This is a genomic window from Caenimonas sp. SL110, from assembly GCF_001044395.1.
Taxonomy (GTDB): Bacteria; Pseudomonadota; Gammaproteobacteria; order Burkholderiales; family Burkholderiaceae_C; genus Ramlibacter.
The window spans coordinates 64662-82851 of sequence record NZ_JANU01000003.1 but is presented as its reverse complement, the minus strand read 5'-3'; the positions used below and the strand labels follow the sequence as shown (position 1 = coordinate 82851).

Below are 18190 nucleotides of genomic sequence, written 5' to 3'. Positions count from 1 at the left end.
GGCCGGGCCCTAGTCGGGCTGCCTGCGCCCTGCGGCGACGTCTTCGAGAAAGCTCGCGTCTTCCACGTTGATATTGTTGCCGTTGCGCTCAACAATGCCGCGGCTTTGCAGGAACTGGAAGACACGCGTCACGGTCTCGCGGCTGGCGTTGATCATGATCGCGATCTCCTGGTGGGTGGGCGCGTTGGGCACCTGCACCTTCCCCTCGGCCGTCTTCACGAAGAGCAGTTCGAGTTGGGCGCAGACACGTTGCAGCGGATTGGCCAGGCCCAGGATTCGCCGCTGGCCGGAAACCTGCCGCAGCCGCAGCGACAGGCCGGTGCACAGGATTTCGGCAACCTTCGGATGCGCAAACAGGATGGGGCGAATCAGGTCGCGGGGTACGAAGATGACGCGTGAGCGGGACACGGCGGTCACGTAGACCGGTTGCGGCTGGCTGTCGATGACCGACAGGTCCCCGAAGTAGTCGCCTGCGCCAACGAAGTAAAGCCCGACCTCCCGGCCGTCAGCGGTGAAATCGACGCCCTGCAGGCGCCCATCGAGCAGGAAGCAGAATGAAAGTCCGTCCCCGCCTTTTTGAAGAACCACCTCCCGCTTGGCAAACGTGCGCTCGGTCGCGTGCTGGGCCAGATGCCCCAGAGTCACCTGCGGCAGGCCCGCCAGAAGCGGCAGCCGGGTTAGCTCATTGACGGGCACGGGCATGGGGTTATAGGAAGCGGCAGGGTGTCTGGACCGTTGGGCTGTACAAAATCCCAATGATACGGGTCCGTACGAGACTGCCCCGAAGCCGCAAGTTCTTGAAATGTGACCGTACGCACATCGCCGGACGGTCGGGCTTGATAAATTACACATCCATCGGGTTGTCCCGAGTCCAAGTCGTCTGCGCAATGAAACGCCCATCAACCTTTAATCACCCTGGCCTGGCCTGCCTGCCTGCGGCGGTGCTGTGCGCATTGGCTGCCTGGACGGCCCAGGTCCGCGCCGATGTACCGGCGCGGTCCCGTGCGGTGGGCGAAGTGACGATGAGCGTGGGACCGGTGATGAAGACATCGGCGCTTGGCATTCCCGAGGCGGTGCAAAAGGGCGCGACGATCTTGCCGGGCGACCGGCTGGATACGGCAGAAGGCGGCCATATCCATGTGCGGTTCATCGACGGCGCCCTGGTCAGCGTGCGCCCCGGCAGCCGGCTCTGGATCGAAGACTACCGTTACGACCCCAAACAGGTTGCCCAGTCCGCCGTTCGCTTCAAGCTCGAATACGGCGTTGCGCGCGCGATTTCCGGTGCCGCAGCCGAAGGTGCCCGGGAGCGTTTCCGGCTGAACACCCCGCTGGTCGCCATCGGCGTGCGGGGCACTGACTTTGTCGTGCGTTCTGGCGAGGGCGGCACCAGCGCCCAGGTCAATCAGGGCGCGATCGTCATGGCACCGCTCGATGAGGCTTGCAGCGCCCAGGGGCTGGGGCCGTGCGGATCGTCGGCCGAGCGTCTGCTGTCTGCGGATATGGGCAGGCTCTTTCTTGAGTTCCGCGCGCAACTGGCCCAGCCCGAGCTGAAAGCGATCAATGGACCCACCATGATCGCCGCAGCGCCCCGTCCGGCGGAGTCCGGGTTGCAGCCGCACGGTTCTTCGGGAGGTCCGGCGACGCCGCAATCGCTCGCTCCGGGTCATGGCGAGCCCGAATCCCTGGCGACCACCGCGATGGTCGAAGGCGTGGTCAAGGAATTGATCGCAGGCAATGCCGTGGCACAGGTACCTCCGGCACCTACGCCTTCGCCTGCACCTTCCACGCCTGCGCCACCAGCGGTTGAACCGCCCGCGCCTTCGCCGCCTGCGCCCTCGCCGGCTCCGGTGCCGCCGGCACCACCACCGCCTGCGCCAGCGCCTACTTCCCCGCCGGCGCCTTTGCCGCCAGCGCCGCCGCCACCACCTTCATCACTGGCGTGGGGCCGGTGGGCGGCCAATCCGGCCGGCCCGACGGACTTCAGCGAGCAGGTGGGCGTGGCCTCTGTCGGCCGGAAATCGACCGTGGGCAACTCGCAATTCAGCCTGTATCGCACGCAAGGTGCGTTGCCTGCGCTCGACCGCAACCTCGGCGCCTACCAGTTCAAACTGGATCAGGGCTATGCGCAATATTCGCTGTCGGGCATTGTTTCTGCTGCTTCGGTCGATGGGGGCAACCTCTCGGTCGATTTCGTCAACCGGAAGTTCGCCACGGACCTGCGTGTCTCCAGCGCGTTGACGGGCGGCGTCACCATTTCAGGGGCCGGATCGGTCACTGCTGACGGGCTCTTCCTGGATCGCTCGACGGCCAATCAGCTCATCTCCGGGGCGACCTCGCTGGACGGCAAGTCGGTGGGCTACAAATTTGACAAGACGATCGGTAGCGGCGTCCTGTCAGGCATCACCCTCTGGTCGCGCTGATGGCAAGCGTCGGCATCATGGCGTTCACTCCCTGGCGCCTGCGCGTGGCGGCGGTGTTGGTCGCCCTGCTGGCCTGGGCGGGACTCGTCGTGCTGGCGCCGGCAGCTTTTCACCAGGCCGACGAGCGGGCAACCGACCTGGTGTGGCAGTTGCAGGCCGACCCGGCTGCCGAACGCCGAGTGATCGTGGTCGATGTGGACGATGCGAGCGTGGCCCGCATCGGTCCCTGGCCGTGGCCGCGCCAGACGCAGGCCCAGCTGGTCGACAAGCTGCGCGAATATGGCGTTGCGCTCCAGATGCACGATCTGGTTTACGCGGATTCAAGGCCGGGCACCGCCGACCTCGCCAGGGCGCTGGCCAACGGGCAGGCGAGCGCACCGGCTGTGGTGGCCCAGGTCTTTGCACTGAACGATGAGAGCCGCCAGACGTCGGGTCAACTGGCAGGGGCGTTGCCCGGCCAGGCCTGCATGCCACCCGCCGCGCCGGCACGCGGGTATGTGGCAAACGCCGACCTGCCGGGTATCCCGGCGGGCCATATCACCCCCCGGATCGATCCAGACGGTACTGTGCGCAAGGTGCCGGCCATCGTCTGTTACGACCAGCGCAATTACCCGACACTCGCAATCGCCGGCCTGCTGGCGCTCGATACAGCAGGAACTGCAACGCCGCTGCGTGCTGAACCGGGGCAGGGGCCCTGGGACCCGGCATGGATGGTGACGCTGGGCGCCATGCCCGGGCTGCGAATTCCACTGGACACCCATGGCGACATCCGCGTGCCTTATCTCAAGGCGCGCTCGGCCATCACGTCGATACCGGCGGCCGATGTGCTCCAGGGCCGGGTCGAGCGGCCTGAGTTGCTCAAGGGCGCATGGGTGCTCATCGGAGCTTCTGCTTTCGGTCTCGGCGATACGGTGCCGACGGCCCAGGGTGGCGCAGTCAGCGGAGTCGAAGTGCATGCCCAGTTGCTGACGGCGATGCTCGACCAGAACATTCCGTTCACGCCTCGCGCTGCCCTGACGGTGCAGCTCGGGTGGGCCCTGGCTGCAGCGCTGGCCCTGCTCGCACTCAGCTGGACACGCCCGGTGGTGATGCGCAGGGCCGATGGCCGCAGGGCCTCGTCGCGCGTGCTGTGGATTCCGCTTGCGTCACTCGCGCTGGCGCTGGGGGGCTTTGCGCTTCATGCGGGAGCCCTGGTGTTTCAGGGGTGGTGGCTGGGTTGGTCCCACGCTGCCCTCGCGATCGCGTTCATCGGCTTGAGCCTGGGTTTGGCCGAACACGCGCGCAGCCTCGCAGAACAGGGAAGGCTGTTTCGCAACCTGTCGAGCTACCTGCCCGCATCGGTGGCCGAAAAAATCGCGATGGTGGAGCCCACGGGCGAGATCGAGGCGGAGCGTCGCGAAGTCACAGTGGTGGTGGCGGACGTGCGCAATTTCTCGGCTTATTGCGAAGCGCGAAGCCCGGAGGACGCAGCCCGTGTCCTGCACCGTTTCTACACGACGGCCAGCGCCATCGTTGCATCCTATGGCGGCGCCGTCGAAGAAATGGTCGGCGACAGCCTGATCGCGGTATTCAACGGATCCCGTCCGTGCGCCGACCACACGATGCAGGCCATCGATGCTGCGCGCGAACTCTGGCTGCGCTGCAGCGAAGAACTGCCCAATGTGCCGCCGCAGGGGCTGGAGCCGCTGGCATTGGGAGTTGGCGTTGAAAGCGGCATCGCGCTGCTGGGCAGTTTCGGCCCGGCGCAAAGGCGCGTGCACTCAGTTCTGGGGCAGGTCGTCACGGTAGCGATCCGCCTGCAGGACCTGACCGAAGAACTCGCCTGTCCGGTGCTCATCGGGGCGCACGCAGCCGAACGAATCGGCGTGCCATTTGAGCGAACCGAACTCGTGCTCAAACCGCTGGGCAGCTTCCTGCTTCCCGGGTTGCGGCACAGCAGCAAAGTATTTACACTGCGCAGCTTGATGCAGCCCGGGGGCGACGCCGAACGGCAATCCCTGCGTTACCTCAAGCAGCAAAGCCAACCACTGGCTTGATCGCCGGCGCAGTTCGGGCTGTCGACAACTCAAAAACGCGCGAACCGAACGCGCCGACCTGTTAGCTCGTGGCTGTCACATCTCTTTCGAGCCTGCGCCTGGGGCTCTGGACCCTTTCTTTATGTTCGTCCCTGGCCTACGGGCAGCAGGGGGCGAGCGGCGTAGGAACGCGCAGTGAGACAGCTTCGGCAGGCTCGCAGGTTGCGGGCTGTCCCGCCCAACCCACCTATCCACTTCCAGCCGAGCCGGCGCGGTTGCGCGAGCTCGCCGATCAACTGGACGCCCTGGCCATCAACCGCGCATGCCTGCCCGATGCGTCGTTTCATGCATGGCGAGGTGCTGTGCTGGTCGCCCTGGGGCGCGCCGCGGAAGCGGTCGAGCCGCTGGAGCGCGCGCTTCTCATAGCCCCCGACCTGCCGGGCGCTACGCTGGATCTTGCCCAGGCGCTGGCGCTACAGGGCGATCAGGCGTCGGCCACCGCCTTGCTGGCACCGTTGCGTGAACGTTCTGACCTGCCGCCGGCCATCCGCAATGCGATCGACAGGCGAACGGCGGCAATCGCCCAGCAGGCCGGCCCGGCCAACCCCGCTGTCGACGGCAACGGCTGGCAATCCCGCTGGCAAATTGCGACGATGGGTGGCTCCGACACCAACCTGAACAACGCGCCGTCCGGCTCCGAAGTCACCCTGACCCTGCCGCAAGGCAATGTCACTCTACCGCTGGACCCCGCCGGCAGGCCGCGCAAAGGTTCGGCGTTGCTGACGACGGCCCTGTGGCAAGGGCTGAAGGCGCGGGGCGATGCGGTCTGGGTGCTGCAAGGCGACCTGCGCGCCCGGCAGACCGGCGACAGCGAGACGAGTTACCAGCAGGGCGATTTCTCCGCCTCGTGGCTCGAATCGCCTGCCGCACCGCGCCAGTGGGTGGCACGCACCAGCGCCAGTTATTTGCGCTTCGGCGGACAGACCTTGCTGCAGGCCTACCGCGCATCGCTGCAGCACCAGTGGGAGAGTTTTCCGCTTCCACTGGTGCCGGCAACCCTCCAGGACATCTGGTCCTGCCGTCCGTCGGTCGCGTTCGAGTGGGAGCATCGCCGGTACCCGTCCAGCGCGTCGCTAGACGGGCAACTCGCCGGGCTGGCGGCAGGCCTGCTGTGCCGCGCCGACCCCGATCGCACCGACCAGGCGCGTTCGGCCGGAATTGGATTCCTGCCGGACGGCAATTTCAATCTGCAACTGCGATCCGGGTCGGACCATCCGTCCGAGTCGGGCCGCGCCGGCGGCACTTACCGAAAGAGCGAGGTCCGTGCCCAATGGGAAGGACCCGTGCTGTCAAAGGGCCGCCTGGGGGTGCAGCTGTCTGCCACGATCCAGACCGACAGTGAACCGTACAGCCCGTTGCTGGGCAATGTACCGCGCAAAGTCCGTCGTACCGGCCTGCAGATCGACGGCAGCTGGCCGGTCGTATCAGGGTTATCCCTGATCGGTGCTTTCGAGGCCGGTCGCCAGCGCAGCAACCTCACAATTTTCGAAAGCAACCAGCGCAGCCTGTACCTCGGAGTGCGCTGGGAGTTGATGTGAGAAAACAACGGGGGTATCTTCCGGCTGGGCCTGTGACGACAATCACACCGGACCCTGTAGGTGGTTGTCTATACTTGCGCCCTGAATCGGGTACATGGGTCCCTGGTCACCTTCAATCCTTTGTGGAGAAAATGAATGGCAATTACAGCAGCTGAGCGCCACGAGATCGCAGAAATCATTGTTCTGATGTTCGACGCCGCGCCCGGCGCGACATATCTGGCGCAACTGATTTCGGCGTATCAATCGGTTGGCAACAACCTTGACACCCTGACGGACCTGGTTGCGGATCATCCCAACTACGCCGCAGTGCACACCAGCATCGACACTGACGCAGAGTGGACATACGACCTGCTCGCAACGGTGGAGCTCCAGGACGATCCTGAAGCGACCGATCGAATCATCAATGCCCTCAACGACGGCATCAGCAAGGGCGACATCACCTTTGCCCTGTACCAGTTCCTGAACATGGTCCTCGCAGACCCGGAGGCAGAAGCTACGTACGGCCCCCAGTACATCAAAGCAGCCGAAATCCTTGACAACAAGGCCGACGTCGCGATCTATTTCTCGGTCACCAAGGGCATCGCTTCGACCAACCTGGCCGAGTTGCAAGGCGCCCTGGACGGTGTGGACGAGACCGATGCAAGCGTTGACGCTGCTCAAGACGCAATCGACGTCCAGTACGACCCACAGTCGTTCAACCTCACGATCGATGCACCGACCGTCACCGAAGGCGACGCCGGCACCAAGATCCTGACGTTCACGCTCACGCTGCTGGACCTGCAGGGCGACGCCACTGTTGGTTCCACCACGGTGAACTACTCCACCGCCAATGGAACCGCTTCTTCCGGCGACGACTACCAGGCCGCAGCCGGCCAGGTCACGTTCGCGCCGGGCCAGACGCAAGCCACTGTGTCCGTCACCATCCTGGGCGACGAGACGGTTGAGACCAATGAAACCATCCTGCTGAACGTCACCGGCGCAACGCTGGTTGCGCCTGCACAGGGCACCGGCACGATCGTCAACAACGACGTCCTGCAGATGTTCAGCGCATCCATCACGTCGCCAAGCGTCACCGAAGGTGATGCCGGCACGACGCTGATGAGCTTCGTGATTACCCTTGGCTCGACGCCTACCCGCCCTGTTTCGTTCACCTACGCTACTGTCAACGCCGCTGGCGCTGGCGTTGCTACCGCAGGCGACGACTACATTGCCACCTCCGGCACCGTGTCCTTCGTGGCCGGCCAGACTTCGGCGACTGTTTCCGTCGTCATCAACGGCGACATGACGCCTGAGCTCGCTGAAACGCTCGCCCTGACCCTGACCGGCGCCCAGCTCAATGCAGCTGTCACCGGCACCGGCACGGTCCTGAACGACGACACCGACTTCGACCTGACGCCTGAACTCGACGATCTGACGACCAGCCCGTTCGACGACGTCATCAACGGCACCGAACTCACGTTCACGCTGGGCGATGAAATCGACGGCGGAGACGGCTTCGACACCCTCAAGCTCGTGTTTGACGGTCCTGATGGTGTGCTCACCCCCGCAGTCATCCTGGCTCCGTTCATCGAAGTCTCGGACGTCGAAAGCGTCGAGATCACCTCCGACCTGAGCGTTGGTGAAGATGGTGGCAACACCTTTGACATGAGCGACTGGGTTGGCGTTGAAGAAATCAACATCCGCACCGCCGGCAATGCTGACGTCAATGTGGAATCCAACGCATCCGGCTCCGTCGTCATCACCACGATGGGTGGCAACGTCACGCTGTCCGACAACACGGTCGATGAAGTCATTGTTGACGCGGACGACAGCGGCGACGTTTACATCCAGGCTTACTCGGCAACGTCGATCGAAGCCATGGGCGAAGACGTCCACGTTGACGCTTCCGACGCAGACATCACCGCCATCGGTAATGGCTACGTCCAGGTTCACGCAGATGACGGCAACTTCACGGTTGAAGCTGGCGGCAGTGCAGAGGTGGACGTTGGCGACGCAGCCACGCTGAGCGTTGAGTCTGGCGGCTGGGTTGACGTCGTTGCCGACACCATCGGCTCCGGCGACGTGACCGCAGACGAGTGGGTTTCCATCGAAGCTGACACGATCGGCGAGATCACTGCAACGGGCAACCTCGATGGCCAGTCGGCTACCGTGACCGTTGTCGATGCAGTCGAATGGGCTTCCGACAACGAATTGATGATGGACGACGATGTCAACATCGATATCGGCGAAGACGGCGACGTCGATGTTTCCGCTGGCACGATCGACTCGGTCGATGTAACCGGTGGCGACGAAGTCACGATCATTGCTGGCGAGATCGGCAGCGTTTCGCTGACCGCTGTTGACAACTACGAATCCGTGACCATCAGCCAGTACTCGGACACGAGCCTTGACCTCACGGTGAGCGATTCGTACATCGACACCCTGACGATCGACCAGGCAACGACCGAACTGAACCTGGTGTCCACCGGCAGTGACAGCGTCAGTGACGACGGCAGCTACATCGTTGTTGACGGCGACACCACCGTGGAAACGGTCAACCTGACCGGTGCCGCTGACCTGTATCTCGACATCGAAGACGTGGAAGGTGTTCTGACCACCATCAACGGCGGCGACTTCACGGGTGACCTCACGCTGTACGCCCTGGGCGCGATCGATGTCACGTCCGGCACCGGCGACGACTACGTCATCGTTGGCGGCGGTAGCGACGAAGACGTCTCCGTTGACGCAGGCGAAGGCGACAACTACGTTGACGTCAACCAGAACGGCGTTGTGGTCATCACCACTGGTGAAGGCGACGACGACGTGACGGTCAACCTCGACGCACTGGCCAACGAAGGCAGCTTCGTTGCCATCGGCGGCGGCGACAACACGCTGCGCCTGCGCTCGTTCGACCCGATCACTGACGAAGACCTCGACGCATTCGACGAGACCCCGCTGCCCCTGTCCGGCACGGTCCAGTCCCTGTGGTTCGCAGCCCAGGTTGATCTGTCTGACGACAGCGAAAGCACGCTGGATGTTGGCGGCCTTGACGGCCCAGTCAGCTTCATCGGCTTCGGCGACGTGGATGTCAACGGCGACGTTGCTTCCCTGACCATCGACGGCACGGGCCCGGAACTGTCCATCTACTCGTCCGACGACTTCGGCGGCGACATGGGCGGCACGCTGGTGTTCGAAGCAGTTGGCGTGACTGACCTGGACATCGAAGTCGAAGAAGACGCTGATATCCAGATCATGGGCGACGACCTCGTGAACCTCGACGTTTACACCGGTGAAGACCTCAGCCTCGTCATCGACGGCGACACCAACAGCGACGACGTGATCGACCAGCTGGAAGCTCTCGAAACCGTGACGCTGGAAGGCAGCGACGTTGATGTTGAGATCCAGAATGCTCGCAGCGGCTTCTCGCTGGTTGTGGCGACCACCTCCGATGACAGCGACGTCTACATCAGCATCTCCGACGCTGAAGTTGGCAATGTCACCGTGGACTTCGGTTCCGACGGCGCTTCCGCAGAACTGGATATCAACGGCACGTTCGAGTCCACCGTCGTGGTCGGCACCATCGACATCAACGACAACGCAATCGCGTTCTCGGACGATTACGAAGCCGACGGCGGCTCGACCATCGACATCGAAGTCAGCGACAACGACTTCTCGATGATGACGATCGGTGCAATCACCGCAACGGCTGACGGCGACGTCGACATGAGCGTTTCGTACAACAACCACACGACCATCGACTTCGGCGACATTTCGCTGGATTCGCGTTCGGAGTCGGCTTCCTTGACCATCTACGAAAACAAGGACAACGAAGCTGGTGCAGACGCCATCATCAACATGGGCAATGTGACCGTCGCTGCTGCTTCGGATGCCTCGCTCGTGATCCAGTACAACTCTGACTCGGCCATCACGATGCTCGACGTCTCGGTTACTTCGATGTTCAGCGACGCCTCCGTGGTTGTCGATGGAAACAGCGAAGCAACGGTTGACATCGGCGACGTGACGATCGAGTCCGGCTACGGCGCTCGTGCGTTCATGCTGATCTCCGATAACGACGCGGCTGATGTCACTGTCGGCAACGTGACGATCGACGGCGGCGGCTCCTGGAGCGACGGTGCCTTCCTGATGGTTGCCCTGCAGGACAACGCATCGGTTGAAGTCGGCGACGTCGAGATCACCAGCGGCTATGACGCCTGGTTCTCGGTCTACGACAACAGCGACACCGACGTCCAGGTTGGCGATGTCACCGTGGTCGCCAGCGACAACGTCTGGTTCGACATCAGCGACAACACGTACTCGGACATCACCATCGGTGCGGTTGACCTGTCCACGGTCAGCTTCAGCGACAACTCGTACGGTGGCGACGTCAACGTCAGCATCAGCGAAGGTTCGAACTCCGACTCGATGATCTCGATCGCCAGCTTCAACATCGACGCTCAGGATGACGTGGAATTCACGATCTCTGGCGTGAACAACGATGACGGCGAGATCGACATCGAAGGCGACATCGTGATCCACGCTGATGACGACGTTGACTTCTACATGGAAGAAGTTGAGTCGGTTGGTGACATCACGATCACCGCTGGCGAAGACATCGACTTCGACCTGATCAGTGTTGGCCAGGGTGGCGAAGTTGTCTCCTTGAGCTCGACGTTCGAAGATGTGGATGCGCTGGTCTCCGACGTGGACCTCGAAAGCCTGACGATTGCAGCTGCCGGCTACGCCGACGTTGAAATCAACTGGGTCAGCGACTCGACGTTCACGCTGAACATCGCTGAAGTTGACGGTCAAGCGACGGTTGACGCGAGCGAGGCTGACTTCGATAGCTCGGGCGCGCTCAACACGATCATGCTCGGCGCTGGCGATGTCATGTACTACAACGACCTGGTGAACTCCGGCAGCGACAGCGATGGCGTCACGGACGAATCGCGCGAGCTGTTCGTGTTCGGTACGGGTGCTGAAGAAGGCGTCGGCGACGTGGTCATCGAGAACTTCCGTCCGGGCGCATTCGCAGCCAACGTCGGCCCGAACGGCGACGGCTACGATGTGGTCTGGTCTGACCGCCTGAACTTCAGCGAACTCGACGGCGTTACTTCCCTGGAAGACATGACGTTCGATGTGGTTGGCGCTGACGTCGTGATCGACTTCGTCGATCCTGACTACGGTTCCATCACGCTGGTTGGCGTGGCTGCGGAATACGGCAATGCAACGGACCTGGTGCAAGCCAGCATCCAGTTCACCGCAGTTGCCTGAGCAACTTAGGCGATCTCAAAAAGGGGGCTTCGGCCCCCTTTTTTTATTTGTAGAAGCCGATACCCGGACTTCATGCCCAGGGATCTCAGTGAACAGCCCTATCGCTCCTCTAACGACTTCATCATCGCCAACGACATCCGGGTCCGCAGCCATCGCGCTGCTCGGCTCCCCCATCTCAGTACCGGGCTACCTCGACGGCCTTCGCCACAAGGCCCTGTACCTCAACCTCACCATCGCCATTGGCGCTCCCCTGGCCAGCTGGTTACCGCAGCTCGAATCCGCGCTCACACAGGCGTTCTCCGAGCCGCCTGGCGCCGCTCCAGGCAGGCCGAGCGCCGACGGAAAATCCGATGAGGCCTACCTTGTCGCCAGCATCATCTACTGGGTGTTCCAGGCCCACCATGCGTGCCGCCTTCCCGTCTATGAGCAAGGCGCCTTCAAGCCCAACACACGAGTAGCTCATGCCTATCAGCTCCTGATTGCCTGCGCCGACCGGGCGCCTGGCGCAGCCGAGATTGCACTGACCTGGGTGCTGGAAGTATTCAACCAGGCCGCTGCCGGACAAGAGCCGGCGGCAATCGCTCACTTACCGAATATCCTGCGACGCATCACCCGCCTGGTCGGCCTGCCCGGCAACTCCCCGCCGTACCTGCGCGCCGCGTGGGACCTGCAGGTGCCGCTCTCGGTTGTCGAATTGCCGATCTACCAGATGGGGCAGGGCCATCGCTCACGCTGGATCGACAGCACCCTGACGGACCAGACCTCCCAGATGGCCGCCAGGCTGGCGCGCAACAAGATGCACACCGCCTCCATCCTTCGCCGGGCTGGCATGCCCGGGCCGGTTCATGTGCTGGCTGCGGACGAAGCGCAGGCGCTCCAGGCCGCGCGCAAGCTGGGCTACCCGGTGGTGGTCAAGCCAGCGGACCTCGATCGGGGCACTGCTGTCGCGGCGGGCCTGCAGACCGAACAAGAGGTCAAGGCCGCTTTCGCCGAAGCCTACAAGTCGAGCAGGAATGTGCTGGTCGAGAAGCACTTCCAGGGCCGCGATTACCGCGTGACCGTGTTCAACGGACGCATGATCTGGGCCGTCGAACGAATCCCCGGCGGCGTCACGGGCGACGGCCAGCAAACGGTCGGGCAACTGGTGCGTCAACTCAACGCCGATCCGCGGCGCGGCAGGAGTTCGCACGCGCTCATGAAGATCCTGGACATGGACGAGGAAGCAGACCTGCTGCTGCAAGGCCAGCAGCTGACGGTGGACGCCGTGCCCGAGGCCGGTCGCTTCGTGCGTCTGCGACGCGCTTCGAACGTCGCTGTCGGCGGCACGCCGCATCCAGTGTTCGACCAGGTGCATCCCGACAACCGCGATCTGGCCATTCGCGCCACTGCCGCGCTGCGGCTGGATTTCGGTGGGGTGGACTTTGTTATTCCCGATCTCGCCAAGTCGTGGCTGGAGACAGGCGCGCTCATTTGCGAGGTCAACAGCCAGCCCAGCATCGGTATTACCGGAACGCACCTGTATCCGCAGATCATCGGGCAGCTCGTTCAGGGTAACGGCCGCATCCCGATTGCCGTCATTGTCGGCGCGCAAGACCCGCAGGGCCTTGCCACGGCGCTTTCCGCGCGGCTGGCGCTGGAGGGCATCGTCACCGGTTGGGCCACGCGTGATCGCGCAATGGTCGGGCAGGAGCAGGTCTCCACCGGTGCCCTTTCGTCGTTCCACCACGGCCTGGCCCTGATGTCGGACCAGAGGGTCGGCGCTTTGCTGCTGTTCCTGAGTTCTGCTGCCCAATTGAACACCGGCCTTCCTTTTGCCCGCTTCGACGTGCTGGTGATGGCCGATGCGCAGCAACCCGACCCCGCGAGCGCACCTGCTGACCCGCAAGCGCAACAACTGGCACGACTGAAGGCTTCGCTGACACTTGCGTGTGACGGCGAGGTCTTGCAAAACGTGCCGGCCGCAGGGCTGGTGGATGCCGTCTTCGGTGCGATGATCGCGGCCGACGAAAGACACCGCACCTAGAATCGGTCACTCGCCCAGCACACCGTAGCGAACACAAATTACATGACTCCTCCCAAGCCACGCGGCAAGCCGCCCACCCCCTCCGGCGGCAAGTCTCCGCTGAAAGTTTCCGTCACGGGAGGCGCCAGGAACAACCAGGTCAAGGTGACAGGGGGTCCCGGCACCGTTTCCGCGTCCGGCTCGCGCAAGGTCAGCTTGAGCGTGGTGCTCGACCAGGCGGGCAAGCTCGCGGCGGAAGGCCGCATCAAGGATTCCATCTCCCTGCTCGACGAGGCAGCGCGCAACTACAAGCCGCCGCAGGGCAGGGACCAGCCGACAACCGATAGCCTGCTGGTGCAGGCGGCCGCGCGGTTGCGGGGACACTATCCCGCCGCTGCTGCGAAGCTCGCCCGCGAAGCCGTCAATCGTGATCCTGAACTGACCACTGCGTGGATCATGCTGTCGGGCCTGTGCGACCGGCTCGGTGAACTGACAGAGGCCAAGCAAGCTTGCCTGAAGGTGGTGAATTCGCCAAAGGCAACACCGGACCAGGTGCTGTCGGCGTGCAACCTGCTCGTGCGCTACAAGGAAGACAAGATCGCGATCGAGTTTTCGAAGAAGGCATTCGAAGAGCTGGGGCGTCCGCTGGGCTGGGCCTCGGCGCTGCTCTACATCGCGCAGAAGGTGGCCGACTGGGAACTCGTGGACCAGCTCAGCGCCCAGTTGCGCCAGGCCCACAAGGATGGCAAGAGCACCGAGGCCAGAGAGAGCCCGCGCACCAACTTGCTGTGGTGCGACGACGAGGCGATGAACATCGAGGTGCTCAAGGCCTGGTCGCTTGCGGCGATACCGGGCGAGCTCGGCACACCGCCCGTGGCCAGGCCCCTGGACGGCCGGCGGCTGCGGGTGGGTTATCTGTCGAGCGACTTTCGCGACCATCCCACCTCGCGCCTGATCAACGGGCTGCTTCGCCACCACGACCATGAAAAGTTCGAGCTGTTCATGTATGACAGCGGCTGGGACGACAAGTCGCCCATGCGGGCCGAAGTGGTGTCGCACTTCGATCACATTCATTCGGTGGCCGGGCTGAGCGATGCCGATGGGGCCAAGCTGATTCGCTCGCATGGCATCGATGTGCTGGTCGAACTCAACGGGCCCACCCGGGCCAACCGCATGGGCGTGCTCAAGTACTGGCCCGCACCGGTACAGATCGATTACCTGGGATGGCCGGGCAGCGTGGGCGGTCGTGTGGTCGATTACGTGATCGGCGACTCGTACTGCGTGCCGGAGGGTGCGCAAGAGCTTTATGTCGAAAAGGTGATCCGCCTGCACAAGACCTACCAGGTCAATGACTATGCAGCGCGCGAAATGCCGCAGGGGCCCTCGCGCGAGAAACTCGGCCTGCCCCTGGGCGTGCCGGTGATCGGTATGTTCAACGCCATCAACAAGGTCCACAACGAGGTGTGGGACGTGTGGATGAGGATCATGAAAGAGGTGCCCGAAGCGGTGCTCTGGATCCTCGATCCCGGACCGGTTGCGCGCAAGAACATCGGGGCGATCACCAGAAAGCACGGCGTCAACCCCAAGCGCATCATCGCGGCGCCGCCGGCCAAGCAGGATGCGCACCTCGCACGCCTGCAGGCATGCGACATCATGGTTGACCCCTGGCCCTACGGCGGCCACACGTCCACCAGCGACGCGCTTTTTGCCGGCGTGCCGGTTGTCGCGGTGGCGGGCACCAACTTTGCCAGCCGGGTCAGTGGCGGGCTGTTGCGCGCAGCGGGCATGGAAGCGCTGGTGCAATCCACGATCGAGGGCTATGTCCGGGTCGCGGTGAAGCTGCTTCGCGACCCGGTTGAACTCGCACGGGTCAAGGCGTTCATCAAGGAAAAGATCGGGCAGACCGATGTCTTCGATGCAAAGCACAAGACGCGGCAAATGGAAACCGCTTATCGCGACGCCTACCAGCGCAAGGTGGAAGGCAAGCCTGCCAAGCACATCACGTTCCAGCCGCCGGTCAAAGGCGCAGCGAAGGCTGCCGCTGCACGTGCAGCGGCAGGGACGGCACCGGCGGCACCGGTCGCAGCGCTTGCTGCACCCGCCGTGCCCGCCGCGCCCGTCGCACCCGCCGCGCCGGCGGCATCGCCCAAGCCAGCTTCGACCCAGGGCGATGCCGGTCGCATCCCGCTGGTCCTGGTCTGCGGGCCGTGGAGCAGCGGCACGTCGGCAGTAGCCGGGATGCTTGCCAACGCAGGCCTGCCGGCGCCCGGTCCCTACGTCGCAGTCAACGATCCCAGGACACCGGCGACCTATGAAATGAAGGCGTTCCAGGCGACGCTGAAGGGCCTGGCATCCGAAGAAACGATGAAGCTCACGGCTTCGCCCGAAGAAATCGTGCAGGCGCTGCGCAAGTTCCGTGACGGCCCGCTTCGCGATGCGCTGGCAGCGGCAGGCCCGCAGGCTGCCCATCGCCCGGTGATGCTCAAGCACGCGCTCACCTCCTTGATGCTGCCGCAGATCAGCGAAGTGTTCGATATGCGGCTCATCGCGGTGGTGCGACCGGTCGAGGCGATCGAAGCCACGCGCATCAGGCGGCAGTGGAGGGCGAACCTCGGCGCAGCCGGTGCACGTATCGTCTATCGCGAAGTCTTCGGCCACATCGTGCGCGCGGCAACGCCGTTCATGGTGCTGCGCTACAGCGAGGTGCTCGCGCAACCGGGCGCCAGCCTCGATGCGATGGCTGCGTTTTGCGGCATGACGATCGATGAAGCCAGCCGGGCGAAGGCCATTGCCTTTGTCTCGCGCCCCTGAAAAAAACCCGGTCGAACCCATGCTTGAATACAGCTCCTTTTGCTACATGCAAAACCAGAAGACGGGATGCACTTTCGTCGAATCGTTTTTGCGCGAGTTCTCGTCCGAGCCGCTGCTGGCCTACAACAAGCATGCGGTGGCCGAGCGTCGCGATCCGGCCAAGTTCTATTTCATCAATGTGCGTGAGCCGCTGGAGCTCTACCGGTCGCTCTATGCCTACGGGCTCGACGGCAAGGGCACGGTCTTTCTTCGCCTGCGGCGAATGGGCCACGAGGCGCTTTACGCCAACGGCAAGGCCGGCTTTTCGCAGTGGCTGCGCTTTGTGCTGGCCCCTGCCAACGCGCCGCTGCTCTCCGATGCGTACCTGCCCGCGTTCGCCGCCCACACCGGGCTGATGACGTGGCGCTTCTATCGGCTGGCCGCGCTCGGCTTCGAAAACGCTGCGCCCACGCTATCGAGCCGCCAGGCCGTCAACCAGTACGTCAAGGAGCACTTCTTCATGAATGCAGTGCTCAAGCAGGAATCATTGCGTGAAGACCTGAGCCACGTCGTGCAGAACCAGCTGTCCAGGCAGGTCAAGAGCGTGCCCGAGGCGCTCGCATGGATTGGCGAGACGCCGCGCATCAATGTCTCCGAGTCCATCACCCAGGCCCAGGAAGTGCCCGTGGAGGCCGATGTCAAGGCGATGCTTTTCAGCAAGGAGCGCGCGCTCTATCGCAACTTCTACGCGGACGCAGAGGGCTTTGCCCAGTGGCGCGCGAGCAAGGCCGACTGATGGCCACTCGCAACCCGGGGCAAAACCGCAACGTGGGAAACGTCAGGAAGATCGATTTCCTGATGTCGCCCGAGCGTGACTTCCCGCGGCGCTCGCAGCCGGCCACCTACCGTTACGCGCTGTGCTCGACACCGCGCTGCGGCTCGAACATGGTGGGCGACATGCTGTTCGATACCGGACTGGCAGGCAATCCGCAGGAGTACCTCAACACCCGGTACATGGCCGGCTACAACCGCTCGATGGGCAGGGATGGCGGCCCGTTCGACCTGACGGCCTACCAGGGCGACATGGAGTCCCGCCGCACCTCACCCAACGGCGTGTTCGGCATCAAGATCCACTTCGAGCACATGGAGTCGCTGTGGAAGCAGCAGTTCGCTGAAATGGCGAAGTACCTGAGCATCTACAACCAGTTCGTGCTGCTCACACGGCGCGACAAGATCGCGCAGGCCGTGTCGCTGCACAAGGCGCGCGAAACGCAGATCTGGGCCTCGATCGACTACAAGTTCCTGGAGCCGGACGATCCGCGCCTGAAGATCAAGCCGGCGTTCAGCGCCCACAAGATCGCACGCTGCCTGTCCGATCTCATCGTGCAGGAAGAAAGCTGGCGCGCGTTGCTGGACAATTTCAAATTGCCATACGTGGTGTTGGCCTATGAGGACCTCGTCGCCGACTTTGCAGGTGAAAGCCGCAAGCTGCTGCGGGTGCTCGGACTCGACCCCGACAAGGCCAAGCAGGCGCCCGGCATCAGGAAGCAGGGCGTGGACAACGACCCCATGATTGCGCAGTTCCGTGAGCTGATAGGAGCCGGACCTTTGCCGGCCGCGACATGAGCGACGAACCCGACCACGGCTCCAAGATCAAGCGCATGAGCACGCGCTATGTGCCTGAGCAGGACCGGCTTCGCATCGCCGCCGAGATGGACGACGGTGAGGTCCATGTCCTGTGGCTTACCCAGCGCCTGCTGCGCCTTTCACTCGTGCCACTGGCCGGCTTCTTCGAAAAGACAAAGCCGCCCTCAGCCGAACAGGTCGCGCGCCGCAGCTATGTGGAACTGATCCACAAGGTCAGCGGCAAGTCCGGCCCGCCGGTGGCAACCATAGAGCCGTCGGCCGAGTGGCTGATTGAAGGCGTGGACATCAAGTTTCGCTCCCCGGCGATCGTGTTCCTGTTCAGGGGTGCGGACGGACGAAAGTCCTTCATGGAAATGGATTCGCTCAAGCTGCGCAAGTGGCTGGGCATCCTGCATCGAAAGAGCCAGAAAAACGGGTGGCTGGAACCCCTGTGGCCCAAGGGCGTCCTCGACGCGATGGAATAACCGG

General features: G+C 63.6%; 10 protein-coding genes. 9 read left to right on the top strand and 1 reads right to left on the bottom strand.

Going from position 1 to position 18190, the window contains the following annotated elements; all coding sequences use genetic code 11:
* Positions 1 to 9 precede the first annotated feature (9 nt).
* Positions 10 to 702, bottom strand: coding sequence for a Crp/Fnr family transcriptional regulator (locus AQ12_RS02090; RefSeq protein ID WP_053076517.1), 693 nt, complete (start codon positions 700 to 702; stop codon positions 10 to 12).
* A 185-nt stretch (positions 703 to 887) separates the two neighbouring features.
* Here AQ12_RS02090 and AQ12_RS21880 point away from each other — a divergent pair, with 185 nt between their 5' ends.
* The 9 genes from AQ12_RS21880 (at position 888) to AQ12_RS02045 (ending at position 18186) form a co-directional block, all read left to right on the top strand.
* Positions 888 to 2420, top strand: a complete 1533-nt coding sequence (locus AQ12_RS21880) for a FecR domain-containing protein (protein ID WP_161798974.1) — start codon at positions 888 to 890, stop codon at positions 2418 to 2420.
* 17 nt (positions 2421 to 2437) lie between these two features.
* Positions 2438 to 4456 carry a CHASE2 domain-containing protein gene (locus AQ12_RS02080; protein ID WP_161798973.1) on the top strand — a complete coding sequence of 673 codons (2019 nt, stop codon included), beginning with the start codon at positions 2438 to 2440 and terminating at the stop codon, positions 4454 to 4456.
* Between the two features lie 68 nt (positions 4457 to 4524).
* A complete protein-coding gene (locus AQ12_RS02075; protein ID WP_152682639.1) occupies positions 4525 to 6033 on the top strand; it encodes a tetratricopeptide repeat protein in 1509 nt (502 codons plus the stop codon).
* 135 nt (positions 6034 to 6168) lie between these two features.
* Positions 6169 to 11283 carry a Calx-beta domain-containing protein gene (locus AQ12_RS02070; protein WP_048438195.1) on the top strand — a complete coding sequence of 1705 codons (5115 nt, stop codon included), beginning with the start codon at positions 6169 to 6171 and terminating at the stop codon, positions 11281 to 11283.
* An 88-nt stretch (positions 11284 to 11371) separates the two neighbouring features.
* Positions 11372 to 13306, top strand: coding sequence for an acetate--CoA ligase family protein (locus AQ12_RS21875; RefSeq protein WP_053076515.1), 1935 nt, complete (start codon positions 11372 to 11374; stop codon positions 13304 to 13306).
* 42 nt (positions 13307 to 13348) lie between these two features.
* Complete coding sequence (locus tag AQ12_RS21870) at positions 13349 to 16096, top strand: hypothetical protein (RefSeq protein WP_053076514.1); 2748 nt, start codon at positions 13349 to 13351, stop codon at positions 16094 to 16096.
* 46 nt (positions 16097 to 16142) lie between these two features.
* Positions 16143 to 16871: a hypothetical protein gene (locus AQ12_RS22915; RefSeq protein WP_048438194.1), complete on the top strand. Its 729-nt coding sequence runs from the start codon at positions 16143 to 16145 to the stop codon at positions 16869 to 16871.
* On the top strand, positions 16871 to 17701 hold the full coding sequence (locus tag AQ12_RS02050; protein ID WP_161798972.1) for a Stf0 family sulfotransferase: 831 nt from the start codon (positions 16871 to 16873) through the stop codon (positions 17699 to 17701). The genes AQ12_RS22915 and AQ12_RS02050 overlap by 1 nt, the downstream gene beginning before the upstream one ends.
* On the top strand, positions 17698 to 18186 hold the full coding sequence (locus AQ12_RS02045; RefSeq protein WP_048438192.1) for a hypothetical protein: 489 nt from the start codon (positions 17698 to 17700) through the stop codon (positions 18184 to 18186). The genes AQ12_RS02050 and AQ12_RS02045 overlap by 4 nt, the downstream gene beginning before the upstream one ends.
* Positions 18187 to 18190: the final 4 nt, after the last annotated feature.